Here is a 17902-nt window from a genome sequence, read left to right as displayed (position 1 = left end):
ACGTCACTTCGCGGCCTCCCGAGCGGACTCCGCGGCCGCCGCACGTGCCTCGGCCATCCCCTGCCTGCGCAGCACGATCGCCTGCTTCACATAGTCGAGGCCGGTCACCACGGTCAGCACGACGGCGACCGCCATCACCCAGAACCGCAGGGTGGCGAGCGGCCCGGTCAGGGCGAGAACGTACATCCCGACCGCGGTGCCCTGCGCCAGCGTCTTCATCTTGCCGCCGCGGCTGGCCGGAATGACCCCGTAGCGGATCACCCAGAAGCGCAGCAGCGTAATTCCGAGCTCGCGCCCGAGAATCACTCCGGTCACCCACCAGGGCAGGTCACCGAGCCAGGAAAGGCAGATCAGGGCAGCGCCCATGATCGCCTTGTCGGCGATCGGGTCGGCGATCTTCCCGAAGTCCGTGACCAGGTTGTACGTGCGGGCCAGATGCCCGTCGAAAAGGTCGGTGATCATGGCGACGGCGAAGGCGGCCCAGGCGAACGAACGCCAGACCGGGTCATACCCGCCGTTGCCGAGCAGCAGCATCACGAAACCGGGCACGAGCAGCAGCCGCACCATGGTCAGCAGGTTCGCGACGTTCCACAGGCTGGCCTGATTGACCGCCGCGGCGCCCAGCTTTCCGCCGCGCACCGGCTTGGCGCTCGAAGCGCCCTGCGCGCCGGAGCCGCCCGCGGATGCCGGGACTCCTGTCATCTGCCGGCCTCCTCGAGACACTCAGCCACCAAATCCACGCCCTCCGTGCCGACGACCTTTGCCACGACCATACGGCCGACCTGCAGACCCTCCTCGGCCGCGGCGCCCGTCAGACGGATCTGGCCGTCGGTCTCGGGGGCCTGGTGCGCGGCTCTGCCGAGCGGCCCCTCCTCCTCGTCGAGGGATTCGACGAGGACCTCGACGGTCTCGCCGAGCCGCTCGTCGGCGCGCTGCGAGGTGAGCTCCTCGGCGAGCCGCGCGATGTGCGCGAGCCGCGCGTCGACGACGTCCTGGTCGAGCTTCTGGTCGTACGTGGCCGCTTCGGTGCCCTCCTCGTCGGAGTAGCCGAAGACGCCGATGGCGTCCAGCCGCGCGCCCGTCAGGAACCGCTCGAGCTCCGCGAGGTCCGACTCGCTCTCGCCGGGGAAGCCGACGATGAAGTTGGAGCGCACGCCGGCCTGCGGCGCCTTGGACCTGATGGTGTCCAGGAGCTCCAGGAAGCGGTCGGTGTCCCCGAAGCGGCGCATGGCGCGCAGCACGCCGGGCGCGGAGTGCTGGAAGGACAGGTCGAAGTAGGGGGCGACCTTCTCCGTGGACGTGAGGACGTCGATGAGACCGGGCCGCATCTCGGCGGGCTGCAGGTAGCTGACACGCACCCGCTCGATCCCGTCGACGGCGGCCAGCTCGGGAAGGAGCGTCTCCAGGAGCCGGATGTCGCCGAGGTCCTTGCCGTACGAGGTGTTGTTCTCGGAGACGAGCATGACCTCCTTGACGCCCTGCTCGGCGAGCCAGCGGGTCTCGCCGAGGACGTCGGAGGGGCGGCGCGAGATGAACGAGCCGCGGAAGGACGGGATGGCGCAGAACGAGCAGCGCCGGTCGCAGCCCGAGGCCAGCTTCACGGATGCGACGGGGTTGGTGCCGAGGCGGCGGCGGAGCGGGGCGCGCGGCCCCGACGCGGGCGCGACGCCCTCGGGCAGGTCCTGCGGCGCCTCCGCGGGGGCGTGCCCGGGCAGGGCGACGCCGGCTCCGGCGGCCTGGCGCTCGGCGGGGCTGATCGGCAGCAGCTTGCGCCGGTCGCGCGGTGTGTGCGCCTCGACACTGCCGCCGCTGAGGATGGTCTGGAGGCGGTTGGAGATGTCGGAGTAGTCGTCGAACCCGAGCACGCCGTCGGCCTCGGGCAGCGCGTCGGCGAGCTCCTTGCCGTACCGCTCGGCCATGCAGCCGACCGCGACGACGGCCTGGGTCTTGCCGTGACCCTTCAGGTCGTTGGCTTCGAGGAGGGCGTCGACGGAGTCCTTCTTGGCGGCTTCGACGAAGCCGCAGGTGTTGACGACGGCGACATCCGCGTCCTCGGCGTCCTCGACGAGCTGCCAGCCATCCGCCTCCAAGCGGCCTGCGAGCTCCTCCGAGTCCACCTCGTTACGGGCGCAGCCAAGAGTGACAAGGGCGACGGTGCGGCGTTCAGGCATGGTCTCAAGACTACTTCGTCCGCGCCTCGGCCCCGGCCGCCAGGGTTACCGGCCGGTCCGCCGCCGGCCGCCGGCACGTCACCCGGCCGTCACCGCGCCTTGTGGAGCGCTGCTGGTCAGCGCCTGGTCAGCGCCTGTGCAGCACCCTTCGGAGGGGCCGGTCAGCCGGCTTCCGGGTCGCCCTTCGTGTAGGTGAGGCGCTCCACCGTGCCGGGCTCGAATTCGTTCGGCACCGGCTTGCCGTTCACGTACAGGTTGATCGCCCCCGCGTCGCCGAGGACGAGGTCGATCTTCTGCTTGTCCTGGAACGTCTTGTCCTGGCCCTGCTCCAGCACGCCGTCGAAGAGGGTGCGCCCGCTGTGGTCCTTGGCCGAGATCCAGCTGCGGCCGTCCGCGGCGTCGACCTTGACGGTGACCTTGTCGCGCGGGACACCGGCGATGGCACTGTCCGACGGGTCGGGCTTGGGGTCGGCGGGCTTGTCGGGCTTCGGCTTCTGTGCGGGCTTGGTGGTCGGCGCGGGGGTGGAGCCCTCGGCGACGGCCTTCGAGCCGTCGTCTCCGTCGTCGCCGCTGAACGCGGTGAAGCCGACGAAGCCGATCACCGCGACGATCGCGGCGACCATGGCGGCGGTCCAGTTCGGCCTGCGCGGCTCGGCGCGGATGCGCTCGGCCTCGAAGAGGGGCGCCGCCGGCGTGGGCGCGGGCGGCCGGCCGCCGTGGCCCTCGTCGTACTGCGCGAGCAGCGGGGCGGGATCGAGGCCGACGGCGCGCGCCAGCGTCCTGATGTGGCCGCGGGCGTACACATCGCCGCCGCACCGGGAGAAGTCGTCCTGTTCGATCGCGTGCACGATCGGGATGCGCACGCGCGTGGAGGAGCTGACTTCGTCGACGGTCTGGCCCGCGTCGACACGGGCCTGCTGCAGGGCGCGGCCGATCGAGGGACGCTCGTCGGCCCGGCGTTCGCCGGTCCGGCTCTCGTCTGCCGGGCTTTCGCCCGCGACGTGGTCAGGGCCGTCCGCGACGGGGTCGGGGCGGTCGAGGCGGTCGTCCGAAGGTCGGTCGTCTTCAGGGGAGTTACCGATGGACACGGGGGCGCCTTTCGAGCGTGTAGCCACCTGCCGGAGGTTCAGTTTAGGCGGGTCTTGAAAGGGTGGGGCAACCGGACGGACGGACTTTGTACGCCATCAGATTGGCCGGACATACTGATGGTGGGACATCGTGCTCTTCTCTTCCTCAACTTGACGTGTGTCGAAGAGAAACGGTTGCCTGTCGATCCCTTATGGGTGAGCGTCTCCCACCCTTATGGCTGAGCCTCCCCGCGGATCACGGCGAGCACTCCGTCCAGTTCGTCAGGTTTCACAAGAACGTCACGCGCCTTGGAGCCCTCGCTCGGCCCGACGATGGAGCGGGACTCCATCAGGTCCATCAGCCGGCCGGCCTTGGCGAAGCCGACGCGCAGCTTGCGCTGCAGCATGGACGTGGACCCGAACTGGGTGGAAACCACCAGCTCGGCGGCCTGGCACAGCAGGTCCAGGTCGTCGCCGATGTCCTCGTCGATCTCCTTCTTCTGCTTGGTGCCGACGGTGACGTCGTCCCGGAATACGGGCGCCATCTGGTCCTTGCAGTGCTGCACGACCGCGTGGATCTCGTCCTCGGTGACGAAGGCGCCCTGCATACGGACGGGCTTGTTCGCTCCCATCGGCAGGAACAGGCCGTCACCCTTTCCGATGAGCTTCTCCGCGCCGGGCTGGTCGAGGATGACCCGGCTGTCGGCGAGCGAGGAGGTCGCGAAGGCGAGCCGCGAAGGCACGTTCGCCTTGATCAGGCCGGTCACGACGTCCACGGAGGGACGCTGGGTGGCGAGCACCAGGTGGATGCCTGCCGCGCGCGCGAGCTGCGTGATGCGCACGATCGAGTCCTCGACGTCGCGCGGCGCGACCATCATCAGGTCGGCGAGCTCGTCGACGATCACCAGCAGGTACGGGTATGGCTGGAGCTCGCGCTCGCTGCCCTCGGGCGTCTTGAGCTTGCCCTCGCGCACGGCCCGGTTGAAGTCGTCGATGTGCCGGTAGCCGAACGCCGCGAGGTCGTCGTACCGCAGATCCATCTCGCGTACGACCCACTGGAGCGCCTCGGCGGCCCGCTTGGGGTTGGTGATGATCGGCGTGATCAGGTGCGGGATGCCCTCGTACGCGGTGAGCTCGACGCGCTTGGGGTCGACGAGGACCATCCGGACGTCCTCGGGCGTCGCTCTTATCATGATCGAAGTGATCAGGCAGTTGATGCACGACGACTTGCCGGAGCCGGTGGCACCGGCCACCAGGATGTGCGGCATCTTCGCCATGTTGGCCATGACGTAGCCGCCCTCGACGTCCTTGCCGAGCGCGACGAGCATGGGGTGGTCGTCCTCGGCGGCGTCCGCGAGGCGCAGCACGTCGCCGACGTTGACCATCTCGCGGTCGGTGTTCGGGATCTCGATGCCGACCGCGGACTTGCCGGGGATGGGCGAGATGATCCGGACGTCCGGGGAGGCGACGGCGTACGCGATGTTCTTGGCGAGCGCCGTGATCTTCTCGACCTTCACGGCGGGGCCGAGCTCGATCTCGTAGCGCGTGACCGTCGGGCCGCGCGTGAAGCCGGTGACGGCCGCGTCGACCTTGAACTCGGTGAAGACGTTCGTCAGCGAGTGCACGACCGCGTCGTTGGCGGCGCTGCGCGTCTTGCCCGGACCGCCCCGCTCCAGGAGGTCGAGCGAGGGAAGCGCGTACGTGATGTCCCCGGCGAGCTGCAGCTGCTCGGCGCGCGGCGGCAGCTCCCGCTCGGTGGCGGGCGCGGCCTTGGTGAGATCCGGTACGGCGCCGTCGGCGCTGTCAGCGCTGTCAGCGGCCTTCTGCGGCTTCTTCTTGAGCTTGCCGGGCACCGGCGCGTCCGTGGTGCGCGCGGTCGGTACAGGCGCCGTGTGCTCCCGCTCCTCGCGCTGTTCGCGCTCCCCCGAGACCCCCTGTGTCAGATCGGCGACCAGTGGCGACGGCGGCATGCCGTGCATCACCGCGCCGTCCAGCGCGGCGGCCGCGGCCGCGGCCACGTCCACGGCGTCCATCGGCCGGTCCATGTCCGGCTGTACGGGGGCCCGGCGCGGCCTGCGGCGGGTGGAGAGCGCCTGCTCCTCCGCCTGGTCGGGGTCGTACGCGCCGGGGGCCGGGCCGCGCCGACGCGGGGAACGCGCGGGCAGCGCCTCGCGCCACTGCTCCTCGTAGCGCTCGTCGTCCGCGTACTCGTAGGCCTCGACGGCCTCGGGTTCCGGCTGGATCAGTCCGAGCCTGACGCCGAGCATGCGCAGCCGCTGCGGGATGGCGTTGACGGGCGTCGCCGTGACGACGAGCAGCCCGAAGACGGTGAGGAGCACCAGGAGCGGCACCGCGAGGATCTCGCCCATGGTGAAGATCAGGGGTGTGGAGGCGCCCCAGCCGATCAGGCCGCCGGCGTCCCTTATCGCCTGCATGCCGGCGCTGCGGGCCGGTGAGCCGCAGGCGACGTGGACCTGGCCGAGCACGCCGATGACCAGCGCGGAGAGGCCGATCACGATGCGGCCGTTGGCCTCGGGCTTCTCGGGGTGCCGGATCAGGCGTACGGCGATGGTGCCGAGCAGCAGCGGCACGAGCAGGTCAAGCCGGCCGAACGCCCCGGTCACCAGGACTTCGACGAGGTCGCCGACCGGGCCGCGGAGGTTGGACCAGGTGCCCGCGGCGACGATCAGTGCCAGGCCGAGCAGGAGGAGCGCGAGGCCGTCCTTGCGGTGCGCGGGGTCGAGGCCCTTGGCGCCGCGCCCTATGCCGCGGAACATCGCGCCGACCGCGTGCGCCAGACCCAGCCAGACGGCGCGCACGAGCCGGTACACGCCCCCGGTGGGGCTGGGCGCCGGTCTGGGCGCGGGCTTCGCGGCGATCTTCTTGGCCGGTGCCTTCTTGGCGGGCGCCTTCTTCGCCGCGGTCTTCTTCGCGGGCGGTCTGGCAGCGGCCTTCTTCGCCGGAGCCTTCGTCGGCGCGGCCGCCTTCTTCGCGGGCGTCTTCTTGGCTGCGGGCTGACGTGAGGCCATGGGTGTGAGGTTACCGGTGTCGGCCACTGTGGACACGTGTGCCTACCGCTTCACCCGATCGTGTCGTTCCTGCGGAGGCCGAGAACTGACGGTGGTTCACCGGGTGTGCGCGGCACGAAACCTCGTCAGTGAGGCTCCGTGCCGCGTCAGTTCTGCGAGGGGACCGAGGGGGCACCGCTGCCGGTGCCCGGCTCCAGGGCGTCAAGAGCCCGCCGCAGACCGGTCAGTTTGCGTTCGAGATGGGCGGCGGTGGCCACCGCCGCCGCGTCCGCCGCCTCGTCGTCCAGCTGTTTGGACAGCGCTTCGGCCTGCTCCTCGACCGCGGCGAGCCGCGCCGACAGCTCGGCGAGCAGGCCCGCCGGCTCCTTCGCGTCCCCGGCCGCGGCCTTGCCGCCGCCTTCGAGCTGGAGCCGCAGCAGCGCCGCCTGCTCCCGCAGTTGGCAGTTCTTCATGTACAGCTCGACGAACACCGAGACCTTCGCGCGCAGCACCCACGGGTCGAACGGCTTGGAGATGTAGTCCACCGCCCCCGCCGCATAGCCGCGGAAGGTGTGATGCGGCCCGTGGTTGATGGCGGTGAGGAAGATGATCGGGATGTCCCGGGTCCGCTCCCGCCGCTTGATGTGCGCGGCGGTTTCGAAACCGTCCATTCCCGGCATCTGGACGTCCAGCAGAATGACCGCGAAGTCGTCCGTGAGTAGTGCTTTGAGCGCTTCCTCCCCGGACGATGCCCGCACCAGTGTCTGATCGAGCGCAGAGAGGATGGCCTCCAGCGCCAGCAGATTCTCCGGCCGGTCATCGACCAGGAGGATCTTGGCCTTCTGCACCATGGCCCGCCCTCCTCGCCCCGGCGGTACACCGGGCGCCGCCCCAGGGGACGACTCCCTTGCGCCGCCCGTCCTTGTGCCGGTCATGGTAGCCGCACCCCGCCTGTCGCCACACCCTGTCACCGCGATGTCACTGTGCACGTAGCAGAAACGCGGTGGGAGACCAGAAGGTTCCCCGAATACCGCGGTTCTACACGGCCTCGGCCACACTCTGTCAGCAACTCCGTGTGACGACGCCGGTTCTCGGTCACTGAGCGCGCATCCACTGCTCCATCACCGACAACAGATGATCAGGGTCGACCGGCTTCGTGACGTAATCGGAAGCTCCGGAGTCGATCGCCTTCTCCCGGTCGCCCTTCATCGCCTTCGCGGTGAGCGCGATGATCGGGAGCCCGGCGAACTGCGGCATCCTGCGGATCGCCGTCGTCGTCGCGTATCCGTCCATCTCGGGCATCATGATGTCCATCAGAACGACCGTCACGTCGTCGTGCTGTTCCAGCACTTCGATGCCCTCCCGGCCGTTCTCCGCGTACAGCACCGCCAGACCGTGCTGCTCCAGGACGCTGGTGAGCGCGAAGACGTTACGGATGTCGTCGTCGACGATCAGCACCTTCTCGCCGCCGAACTGGAAACCGACCCGCGGCGGGACAGGCGTCTCCTGGCCCGCGTTCGGCCACGGCTCCTGCGTCCGCCGGCCCTCCGGGGTCCCGGCGGCCGGCTGCCCCGGCAGGGACGAGGGCTCCTGCGCGGGCGCGGCACGGCGCCTCCGCCGGAAGAGCGCGGCAGGGCTCATGGGCTCCTCGCGGTGCACCGGGGGGGCCGCCTGCCGCTCCGTCTCCTCGGCCGCGGGCGCCTCCTCCAGGGCGGGCAGCTCGCGCGGCTGCGGCGCGGGCGCCAGCTGTGCATAGCCCTGGGGCGGCAGTTCGCTCGGGTGCAGCGGCAAATAGAGCGTGAAGGTGGAGCCGCGGCCCGGCTCGCTCTGCGCGTGGATCTCGCCGCCGAGCAGCCGCGCGATCTCCCGGCTGATGGAGAGCCCGAGGCCGGTGCCGCCGTACTTCCTGCTGGTCGTGCCGTCGGCCTGCTTGAACGCCTCGAAGATGACCCGCATCTTGCTGGCCGCGATGCCGATGCCGGTGTCCGTCACCGAGAAGGCGATCAGGTCGGCGTCGGCGTCGCGCAGCGAGCCCGCCTCCAGAAGCTGTTCGCGGATCGCGTCGGGCACGTCGTTGTTGGCGTGCCGGATCACCAGCTCGACCGCTCCGGAGTCGGTGAACTTCACCGCGTTCGACAGCAGGTTGCGCAACACCTGGAGCAGGCGCTGTTCGTCCGTGTGCAGCGTCGCGGGCAGCTCCGGAGACACCCGTACGGAGAAGTCGAGTCCCTTCTCTGCGGTCAGCGGCCGGAAAGTGGCCTCTACGTAGTCGACGAGTTGAACGAGCGCGATGCGTGTCGGAGAGACGTCCATCTTGCCCGCCTCGACCTTCGACAGGTCGAGGATGTCGTTGATCAGCTGCAGCAGGTCCGAGCCCGCACCGTGGATCGTCTCGGCGAACTCGACCTGCTTCGGGGTGAGGTTCGCGTCGGCGTTGTCGGCGAGCAACTTGGCCAGGATCAGCAGGGAGTTGAGCGGCGTGCGCAACTCGTGCGACATGTTCGCGAGGAACTCGGACTTGTAGCGCATCGAGACCGCGAGCTGCTCGGCCCGCTCCTCCAGGACCTGCCTGGCCTCTTCGATCTCGGTGTTCTTGACCTCGATGTCACGGTTCTGCTGGGCGAGCAGCTCGGCCTTCTCCTCCAGCTCCGCGTTCGAGTCCTGGAGCGCCTTCTGCCGGTTCTCCAACTCCGCGGAGCGCTCGCGCAGTTGCTCGGTCAGCTTCTGCGACTGCTTGAGCAGCACCTCGGTCTTCGTATTGACGCTGATGGTGTTGACGCTCGTCGCGATCATTTCCGCGATCTGGCTGAGGAAGTCCTTCTGGATCTGCGTGAAGGGCTGGAAGGCGGCCAGCTCGATCACGCCGAGCACGGTCCCTTCGAAGAGCACCGGCAACACGATGACCTGCGCCGGCGGCGCCTCCCCGAGGCCGGACGCGATCCGCAGATAGCCGGAGGGCGCGTTCTCCACGAGGATGGTGCGCCGCTCCTTCGCGGCCGTCCCGATGAGCGTCTCGCCGGGCCGGAAGGACGTCGGCATGGACCCCATGGAGTAGCCGTAACTCCCGAGCATGCGCAGCTCGTACGCGTCCTCCTGGTCGCCCCCGAGGTCCTGCCCGTCGTCCGTGGGCATCGCCAGGAAGAACGCGCCGTGCTGCGCGGAGACGACCGGCGTCAGCTCGCTCATGATCAGCGAGGCGACGTCCTCCAGGTCGCGGCGGCCCTGCATCAGGCCGGAGATCCGCGCGAGGTTGCCCTTGAGCCAGTCCTGCTCCTTGTTGGCCAGGGTCGTGTCGCGCAGGTTCGCGATCATCGTGTTGATGTTGTCCTGGAGGGCCTGGATCTCGCCCGCCGCGTCGACCTCGATCTTCAGGTTGAGGTCGCCGCGGGTCACCGCGGTGGCGACCTTCGCGATGGCGCGCACCTGACGGGTCAGGTTGCCGGCCATCTCGTTCACGGACTCGGTGAGGTCGCGCCACGTGCCGTCGACGTCCCGCACGCGCGCCTGACCGCCCAGCTGGCCCTCCGTGCCCACCTCGCGGGCCACGCGGGTCACCTGCTCGGCGAACGACGACAGCTGGTCGACCATCGTGTTGATGGTGGTCTTGAGCTCCAGGATCTCGCCCCGGGCGTCGATGTCGATCTTCTTGGTCAGGTCGCCCTTGGCGATCGCGGTGGTGACCATCGCGATGTTGCGGACCTGTCCGGTCAGGTTGGACGCCATCGAGTTCACGGACTCGGTGAGGTCCTTCCACGTACCGGAGACACCCGGCACGCGCGCCTGGCCGCCCAGGATGCCGTCCGTGCCCACCTCGCGCGCCACCCGCGTGACCTCGTCGGCGAACGAACTCAGCGTCGTCACCATGGTGTTGACCGTGTCGGCGAGCTGCGCGACCTCGCCGCGCGCCTCGACCGTGACCTTCTTGGTCAGGTCTCCGTTGGCGACCGCCGCCGAGACCTGGGAGATGTTCCGCACCTGGCTGGTCAGGTTGTTGGCCATCAGGTTGACGTTGTCGCTCAGGTCCTTCCAGATGCCGGTGACGCCCGGCACGCGCGCCTGGCCGCCCAACTGGCCCTCGGTGCCCACCTCGCGGGCCACGCGCGTGACCTGCTCGGCGAACGACGACAGCTGGTCGACCATCGTGTTGACGGTCGTGACGAGTTCGAGGATCTCGCCCTTCGCGTCGACGGTGATCTTCTTGGAGAGGTCGCCCATGGCGACGGCCGTCGTGACCTCGGCGATGTTCCGCACCTGAAGGGTGAGGTTGTTCGCCATGCCGTTCACGGACTGCGTGAGGTCCTTCCAGGTGCCCGAGACGCCCTGGACCTCGGCCTGCCCGCCCAGGATGCCGTCGGTGCCCACCTCGCGGGAGACCCGCGTGACCTGCTCGGCGAAGGCGGACAGCTGGTCCACCATCGTGTTCAGGGTGTTCTTCAGCTCGAGGATCTCGCCGCGCGCGTCCACGTCGATCTTCTGCGACAGGTCGCCGCGGGCCACCGCCGTCGCGACCTGCGCGATGTTGCGCACCTGCGCGGTGAGGTTCCCCGCCATGCCGTTCACGGAGTCCGTCAGATCACGCCACACACCGGCCACGCCGGGCACCTGCGCCTGACCGCCGAGCCGCCCCTCCGTGCCCACCTCGCGGGCCACCCGGGTCACCTGGTCCGCGAAGGCGGACAGCTGGTCGACCATCGTGTTGATGGTGTTCTTCAGCTCGAGGATCTCGCCGCGCGCGTCGACCTCGATCTTCTGGGAGAGGTCACCGCGCGCCACGGCCGTCGTCACCTGGGCGATCTGCCGCACCTGGGACGTCAGGTTGCCCGCCATGAAGTTGACGGAGTCCGTGAGGTCCTTCCACGTACCGCTCACGCCGTCCACGCGGGCCTGCCCGCCGAGGCGGCCCTCGGTGCCCACGTCCCGCGCCATCCGCGTGACCTGATCGGCGAAGGACGACAGCTGGTCCACCATCGTGTTCACGGTGTTCTTCAGCTGGAGCATCTCTCCGGAGACGTCGACCGTGACCTTCTGGGAGAGGTCGCCGTTCGCGACCGCCGTCGTCACCTGCGCAATGTTCCGGACCTGCCCGGTCAGGTTACGGAAGGCGGTGTTCACCGAGTCGGTGAGGTCCTTCCACGTACCGGCAGCGCCCTGCACCTGCGCCTGACCGCCGAGCTCACCCTCGACACCGATCTCGCGCGCCACACGCGTCACTTCGGAACCGAAGGCCGACAGCTGGTCGACCATCGTGTTCACGGTGTTCTTCAGCTCGAGCATCTCGCCCGCGACGTCGACGGTGACCTTCTGCGACAGATCACCGTTCGCGACCGCCGTCGTCACCGTCGCGATGTCCCGCACCTGCGTCGTCAGGTTGCGGAAGACCGTATTGACCGAGTCCGTCAGGTCCTTCCACGTACCTGCGGCGCCCGGCACATTGGCCTGCCCGCCGAGCTGCCCCTCCGCGCCGACCTCGTTCGCCACGCGCGTGACCTCGTCCGCGAACGTACGCAGCGTCTCGGTCATCTGGTTGATCGTCTCGGCGAGCTGGGCGACCTCGCCGCGCGCGCTCACCGTCACCTTCCGGGACAGGTCACCGCTCGCGACCGCCGTGGTGACCTCGGCGATCCCCCGCACCTGGGCGGTCAGGTTGCCGGCCATGAGGTTCACCGAGTCGGTGAGGTCCTTCCACACACCCGCCACACCCGGCACCTGCGCCTGGCCGCCGAGCTCACCCTCCGTACCGACCTCCCGGGCGACGCGCGTCACCTCGGAGGAGAACGACGAGAGCTGGTCCACCATCGTGTTGACGGTGTTCTTCAACTCCAGCATCTCGCCCGCGACATGGACGGTGACCTTCCGCGACAGGTCACCCTTCGCCACCGCCGTCGTCACCAGCGCGATGTCCCGCACCTGGGCGGTCAGCCGGTACGCCATGGTGTTCACGGAGTCCGTGAGGTCCTTCCACGACCCGGACATCCCGCGCACCCTGGCCTGCCCGCCGAGCTTGCCCTCGGTGCCGACCTCGCTGGCCACGCGCGTGACCTCGTCCGTGAACGTGGAGAGCTGGTCGACGAGGTTGTTCACCGTCCGCCCGACCTTCAGGAACTCGCCGCGCAGCGGATGACCGTTCCCGTCGACCCCCGGCGCCCGCAGCTCCATGCGCTGCTCCAGGTCGCCCTCCGCCACCGCGGAGAGGACCCGGCCGACCTCGGAGACCGGTCGTACGAGATCGTCCACGAGCGCGTTCGACGCGTCGATCGCGGCGGCCCACGAGCCCTCGCTCGCCCCGCTCTCCAGTCGTTCCGTGAGTTTTCCCTCACGCCCGACCATGCGCCGCACCCGCGAGAGCTCACCGGTGAGGTGCAGATTCCGGTCAGCCACCTCGTTGAAAACGGCGGCGATCTCCGACATCACATCGTCACCGGAGACCGTGAGCCGCTTGCGGAAGTTGCCGTCCCGCATCGCCACCAGGGCCGCGAGCAGCCTGTTCAGAGCCGCCGCATCGACGGAAGCCGTCGTCCCGTTGCGCGGTTTGCGCTGTTTGTTCAGGGACTGTCCGTCTTTCGCGCGCGTCTTAGTGCCCCGCGTCGCTGCGCCAGACTCCACTGTGTCCCTCCCGCAAGGGTCGACCGGTACTGCTCGGGTTGTTCTGACCTGTCTCCATGAAGCTTGCCCAGTGTTTCACCATGGCCGAACCAGGCCATAACAGTTCGGCAGCTTCGCACACCGTCCGCACACCCTCCGGGCGGAAACACTGACGACCGGCATCAGCATGGACGGCGAAGGTAAGTAACCTTGCATCCGGCTGTCCAACCACCCCGGTCCTGCCCGGCCAGGGCGGTGGTACACGAAACAAGCGGGCATCGGAGGGGCGGCCGCACCATGGGTTCGGGAGAACTGGGCGTCGAGACAGTCGCCACTGTCGACGCCGTCGATACTCGTACGAGGAGTGCTGTGATCACCGCGCGTGCGGCTGCCACCTTCGAACCCGTCGGGCGTTCCGTCGCGACGGCCCGCTCCTTCGTGCGCGACACCCTCCAGGGCTGGGGGTTCTCCGACATCGTCGACGACGCCGTCGTCCTCACCAGCGAGCTGGTCACCAACGCCGTGGTGCACGCCGGCACCGCCGCCGACGTCGAGTGCCTGCGCAGCGAGGACGCCGTCCGCATCGAGGTCTCCGACCACTATCCGGAACGCGAGATCCCGCTCCAGCAGTCCCCGGTCAACATGGGCAGCCCGGACCGCGAGGGCGGCCGCGGCCTCCAGCTCTGCGCCGCGCTCGCCACCCGCTGGGGCGTCGACTACAGCCCCACCCACAAACAGGTCTGGTTCCAGCTCGACCTGCCCCACCGCCCCGTGGGCACCCGCACCGCAGGCCCCTCGCTCCCGGCCGAGCTGCTGCCGATCGCCGACGGCAGGGTCCGCGTCGCCGTCATCCAGATCGACCGCCTGGGCGCCATCTCCGCCTGGAACGAAGACGCCGAGGAACTCTTCGGATACGTCGCCGAGCAGGTCATGGGCAAGCCGCTGATGGATCTCGCCGCCTGGCCGCACACCCCGGGCACCAGCACCGGCATCGCCGAGGCGCTGCGGCTCTCCCGCTGGGAGGGCAGTTACGGCGTCCGCGACGCCGGCGGCCGCGTCATCCCCGTCTACGCCTCGCACCTGCGCGTCCGCGACGCCGACGGCGAACCCTCCACGGTCTGCCTGCTCGTCCGCGACGACGAGCGCGCCGTGCTCCAGACCCCGCTGCGCGGCGCCGCCCCCGAGCCGGGCGCCCGCAGCGAGTCGCACACCGCGGACCCCTTCGAGGTGTTCATCGGCTCCCCCGCCCCGGACGACCTCGACGGACTGCTCCAGCGCACCGTCGAGCGCGCCCGCGACATGCTCGACGGCGACGCGGCCTTCCTGCTCCTCGCCACCGACGACGAGACGGAGCTCGAGGTCCGCGCCTCCACGGGCCTGCCGTCGGCGCGCCAGCGCTTCGCCCGCGTCCAGGTCGAGTCGGCCCCCGGACGCTACGGCTCCGCCCGCATGCCCGCCGTACACGAGGACCTGACGGTGGTGCCGGGCGCGGTCCCGCTGCTCTCCGGCACGGGCATGCGCTCCGTCGTCACCGTCCCTCTGAAGGTGGAGGGCCGCCTCACCGGTTCCCTGGGTGTCGCCGCCGAGGCCGCCGGCCGGTACTCGAACGAAGAGGCCCTGCGCCTGCAGTTCGCCGCCGACCGCATCGCCCTCGCCGTGGAGTCCGCACGCCTCGGCGAGCTGGAGAGGCTCCGCCGCGGCTCGCTCTCCTTCCTCGTCGAGGCCTCCGACCTCCTCGCGGGCACCCTGGACCGCGACCAGACACTGGCTCTCATGGCCCAGATGACGGTCCCGACACTCGCCACCTGGTGCGCCGTCTACACCATCGCGGACCAGTCGGCCGAGCCCTACCTGTCGTACGTCCTGCACGAGGACGAGGAGCGCATCGACGGCCTCAAGGCCCTCCTCTCCAAGATCGCCCCGCCGGACCCGGTGCCGACCCCGGGCGCCCGGGTCTGGGCGGCCCCCTCCGAAGCGGCGCACCAGGCGGCCCTGCGCACCTCCATGCGCAGCGTGGGCCTGGGCGAGCCCATGACCCTGGGCTCGGGCATCGGCACGACGCTCTCCACCGCATCGGCGGTGGGCGGCGAGACCGTGGTCCTCCCGCTGGTCGCCCGCAACCGCGTCATCGGCATGCTCACCCTCGGTAAGCCCGCCGACGAACACTTCCGCCAAGAGATCCTGGAATTGGCCGAAGATCTCTCCCGCCGAGCGGCCCTCGCCCTCGACAACGCCCGCCTCTACTCCGAGCGCATGGCCATCAGCCAGTCCCTCCAGCGCAGCCTGCTGCCGCCCGGCCTTCCGCAGATCCCGGGCGTGGAGGTCGACGTCATCTACCGCGCGGCCGGCGAGGGCAACGAAGTCGGCGGTGACTTCTACGACCTCTTCCCCATCCGCGACGGCGCGTACGGCTTCGCGATCGGCGACGTCTGCGGCACGGGCCCAGAGGCCGCGGCCGTCACGGGCCTCGCCCGGCACGCCCTGCGCCTGCTCGCCCGCGAGGGCTTCGGCGGCCCGGCGGTCCTGGAGCGCCTCAACGCCGCGATCCTCGACGAGGGCGCCCGCAGCCGCTTCCTGACGCTCCTGTACGGCGAGTTGTGGCCCCAGGAGGACGGCTCCGCGGTCCTGAAGATCGTCTGCGCCGGCCATCCGCTGCCACTCCGCCTCCGCCAGGACGGCACCGTCGAGCCGTACGCGGAACCGCAGCCCCTGCTCGGCGTCATGGACGACCTCGAACTGTACGAGCAGACGATGACGCTCGACCCGGGCGACGTCCTGCTCTGCGTGACCGACGGCGTCACGGAGCGCCGCGAGGGCACCCGCATGCTCGGCGACGACGGCCTGGCGGACGTCCTCACGACCTGCACGGGCCTGACGGCCGGCGCGGTCGCGGCCCGCATCATGCGCGCGGTGGAGCGCTTCGCGACGGACGCGCCCTCCGACGACATGGCGATCCTCGCGATGCGCGTCCCCGGCCTGCAGAAGGACTGAGCGCGCCCGGGGCACCACGGGGTGCCCCGGACATGACGAAAGCCCCCGCCCAACTGGGCGGAGGCCTTCATTACTTGAGCCCCCAAGCGGAATCGAACCGCTGACCTTCTCCTTACCATGGAGACGCTCTACCGACTGAGCTATAGGGGCCTGCTGCGCTTCGGGGTTTTCCCCGCGGCAACGGAATAGATCATACCTGAAATCGAAGCTGCCTCGAACCGCCCCTTCCTCTGGACCGCCCTCCCCTGCGCTGCCACTCTGCGCGCATGCCGACCCGAACCGGTACGCCTCTGCGGCGCGCCTTACCCATGGCCCTAGCCGCCCTGCTCCTGCCGCTCGCGGCCTGCGGATCCGACGACGACAACGCCTCGGAACCGAAACCCGCCAAGAAGCCGGCCACCGCGGAAACCCCGCGCCCCGGCACCCAGAAGGTCACGATCTCCTGGAAGGGCGAGAAGCGCGTCTATACCGTCCACGCACCGCCGGGCTTCAAGCGCACGGAGAAACTCCCGCTCGTCGTCGCCATGCACCCCTACCCGGGAGACGGCAAAGCCGCGGCCGCGATCAGCGGCCTGAGCGCCAAGGCAGACGAAGAGCGCTTCCTCGTCGCCTATCCCGACGGCCTCGACAAAGCCTTCAACGCGATGATCTGCTGCGGCACCGCGGACGACGTCGGCTTCATCCGTACGATGACGAAGCGGCTGACGACGACGTGGAACGCCGACCCGGACCGCGTCTACGCCACGGGCATCTCCAACGGCGGCGACATGTCGTACAAACTCGCCGTCGAACTCCCCGGCACTTTCGCCGCCATCGCCCCGGTCAGCGGCGGATTCCTCGGGACCGACGCGGAAGACGCGTCGTACGTGCCGAAGACCCCGGTATCGGTGATCACGTTCCTGGGCGGCCTCGACAAGTACTACGCCTCGATGGACGCGGGCATCAAAACTTGGCAGCGACGCCTGTCCTGCGAGCCGGGACGGCCCAGCGAGCTGAAGAACAAAATAAAGAGGACGACAGCCAAGTGCCGTGACGGCTCGGATGTCGTCGTCCACCGGCTGCCCGACATGGGCCATTCATGGCCGGGCGGCGCGGGCGGCGGAATGTCCGACCCCGCAGCAGGAGTCAACGCGACGGACTTGATGTGGGAGTTCTTCAAGTCGCACACCAAGAAACCGTCGTAGCGGGTGCGGTCCCGCGGGGTTCAGAAGGCCGGCTGGAGAAGCCCACCGAGCGCGTTGCACGCGGACACGACGCGCTGCAGGTCGCGTCGCGTCATCGACGGCCCGGCCGGCAGCGCCAGCGTCTCGTCGGCGGCCCGCTCGGTCTCCGGCAGATGTACGTCCCGCCAGAACCGCGGCGTGCGGTGCACCGGCGTCTTCACCGGCACCCGGCAGTCAACTCCCTTGGCCCGGACGGCACGCGCGAAAGCGTCCCGGTCGGGCCGCCCGTTCCCGGGCACGCGCACGACGTACTCCTGGTAGCTGTGCGCTTCGCCTCCGTCGGGCGTCACGACTCCGCTGAGCCGCCCACTGAGGTACGCGGCGTGCGCCCGCCGGATCTCCAGCCCGTCGTACGCGGTCTCCGACTCCCCCTGTTCCAGCTGCTCCAGGACGAGGAGCCCCTGTCGCTGTCCGAGGTCCCGCAGCCGCCGCACGTCGGCTCGGTTGCCGAAGCGGTGCACGACGACTACGGCGGCCGTACGCGGCGTCACAGCGGCGGCGACGGCATCGGGATCGAGGCAGTACGTGGCCGGCTCTATGTCAGCGAAGACGGGCACGGCTCCGGCGAGGATCACGTCCTCGGCGACCTCGGCGTTCCCGTAGGCGGGCACGATGACCTCGTCGCCGGTACCGACACCCGCGGCGCGCAACATTTCAACTGTCCCCATGCCTACGGAGGTTGGCTGCGCAACGTGAACGGCAAGTAACGCAAAACAAAAAAGAGCTGGTCCCTGAACCGAAGTTCAGGGACCAGCTCTTATCAAGATTAGTTCGGCGGCGTCCTACTCTCCCACAGGGTCCCCCCTGCAGTACCATCGGCGCTATGAGGCTTAGCTTCCGGGTTCGGAATGTAACCGGGC

General features: G+C 69.7%; 9 protein-coding genes, 1 tRNA gene and 1 rRNA gene. 2 read left to right on the top strand and 9 right to left on the bottom strand.

All coding sequences use genetic code 11. The features are described from left to right. Positions 1-3: 3 nt before the first annotated feature. The 6 genes from pgsA to ACI2L3_RS34690 form a co-directional block, all read right to left on the bottom strand. Positions 4-702 (bottom strand): CDP-diacylglycerol--glycerol-3-phosphate 3-phosphatidyltransferase, encoded by a 699-nt coding sequence (pgsA, locus tag ACI2L3_RS34715; RefSeq protein ID WP_404756406.1) that lies wholly within the window; start codon positions 700-702, stop codon positions 4-6. Beyond that, a complete protein-coding gene (rimO, locus tag ACI2L3_RS34710; protein WP_404756405.1) occupies positions 699-2171 on the bottom strand; it encodes a 30S ribosomal protein S12 methylthiotransferase RimO in 1473 nt (490 codons plus the stop codon). The genes pgsA and rimO overlap by 4 nt, the downstream gene beginning before the upstream one ends. A 161-nt stretch (positions 2172-2332) precedes the next feature. Beyond that, complete coding sequence (locus ACI2L3_RS34705) at positions 2333-3259, bottom strand: helix-turn-helix domain-containing protein (RefSeq protein WP_404756404.1); 927 nt, start codon at positions 3257-3259, stop codon at positions 2333-2335. 212 nt (positions 3260-3471) lie between these two features. Further along, the gene (locus ACI2L3_RS34700) at positions 3472-6267 is read right to left on the bottom strand and encodes a DNA translocase FtsK (protein WP_404756403.1); all 2796 of its coding nucleotides are present in this window, start codon (positions 6265-6267) and stop codon (positions 3472-3474) included. 146 nt (positions 6268-6413) lie between these two features. Further along, positions 6414-7097: a two-component system response regulator gene (locus ACI2L3_RS34695; protein WP_404756402.1), complete on the bottom strand. Its 684-nt coding sequence runs from the start codon at positions 7095-7097 to the stop codon at positions 6414-6416. Between the two features lie 244 nt (positions 7098-7341). Then, a complete protein-coding gene (locus ACI2L3_RS34690; protein ID WP_404756401.1) occupies positions 7342-12849 on the bottom strand; it encodes a HAMP domain-containing protein in 5508 nt (1835 codons plus the stop codon). Between the two features lie 348 nt (positions 12850-13197). Between ACI2L3_RS34690 and ACI2L3_RS34685 the strand changes: the two genes are divergently transcribed. Continuing rightward, positions 13198-15819, top strand: coding sequence for a SpoIIE family protein phosphatase (locus ACI2L3_RS34685; protein WP_404756400.1), 2622 nt, complete (start codon positions 13198-13200; stop codon positions 15817-15819). A gap of 77 nt (positions 15820-15896) precedes the next feature. On the opposite strand, the gene ACI2L3_RS34680 is transcribed toward ACI2L3_RS34685, so the two are convergent. Further along, positions 15897-15969, bottom strand: a tRNA-Thr gene (locus ACI2L3_RS34680). Positions 15970-16085: 116 nt separating this feature from the next. Between ACI2L3_RS34680 and ACI2L3_RS34675 the strand changes: the two genes are divergently transcribed. Beyond that, positions 16086-17003, top strand: a complete 918-nt coding sequence (locus tag ACI2L3_RS34675) for an alpha/beta hydrolase family esterase (protein WP_404756399.1) — start codon at positions 16086-16088, stop codon at positions 17001-17003. Between the two features lie 20 nt (positions 17004-17023). On the opposite strand, the gene ACI2L3_RS34670 is transcribed toward ACI2L3_RS34675, so the two are convergent. Both ACI2L3_RS34670 and rrf read right to left on the bottom strand, forming a co-directional pair. Continuing rightward, positions 17024-17695, bottom strand: coding sequence for a DegT/DnrJ/EryC1/StrS family aminotransferase (locus ACI2L3_RS34670; RefSeq protein WP_404756483.1), 672 nt, complete (start codon positions 17693-17695; stop codon positions 17024-17026). Positions 17696-17811: 116 nt separating this feature from the next. After that, positions 17812-17902: ribosomal RNA gene (gene rrf / locus ACI2L3_RS34665) — 5S ribosomal RNA — on the bottom strand; the annotation flags it as partial.

Origin of the sequence: Streptomyces sp. NPDC029674, assembly GCF_044903205.1 — a bacterium.
In the GTDB taxonomy this organism is placed as follows: domain Bacteria; phylum Actinomycetota; class Actinomycetes; order Streptomycetales; family Streptomycetaceae; genus Streptomyces.
Note: the sequence above shows the minus strand (reverse complement) of the source record. Positions and strands in the feature narration are given on the sequence as shown.

Coding starts and splice junctions, on each gene's coding strand:
- pgsA (WP_404756406.1), bottom strand. CDS start 702: ATGACAGGAGTCCCGGCATCCGCGGGCGGCTCCGGCGCGCAGGGCGCT.
- rimO (WP_404756405.1), bottom strand. CDS start 2,171: ATGCCTGAACGCCGCACCGTCGCCCTTGTCACTCTTGGCTGCGCCCGT.
- ACI2L3_RS34700 (WP_404756403.1), bottom strand. CDS start 6,267: ATGGCCTCACGTCAGCCCGCAGCCAAGAAGACGCCCGCGAAGAAGGCG.
- ACI2L3_RS34695 (WP_404756402.1), bottom strand. CDS start 7,097: ATGGTGCAGAAGGCCAAGATCCTCCTGGTCGATGACCGGCCGGAGAAT.
- ACI2L3_RS34675 (WP_404756399.1), top strand. CDS start 16,086: ATGCCGACCCGAACCGGTACGCCTCTGCGGCGCGCCTTACCCATGGCC.
- ACI2L3_RS34670 (WP_404756483.1), bottom strand. CDS start 17,695: ATGTTGCGCGCCGCGGGTGTCGGTACCGGCGACGAGGTCATCGTGCCC.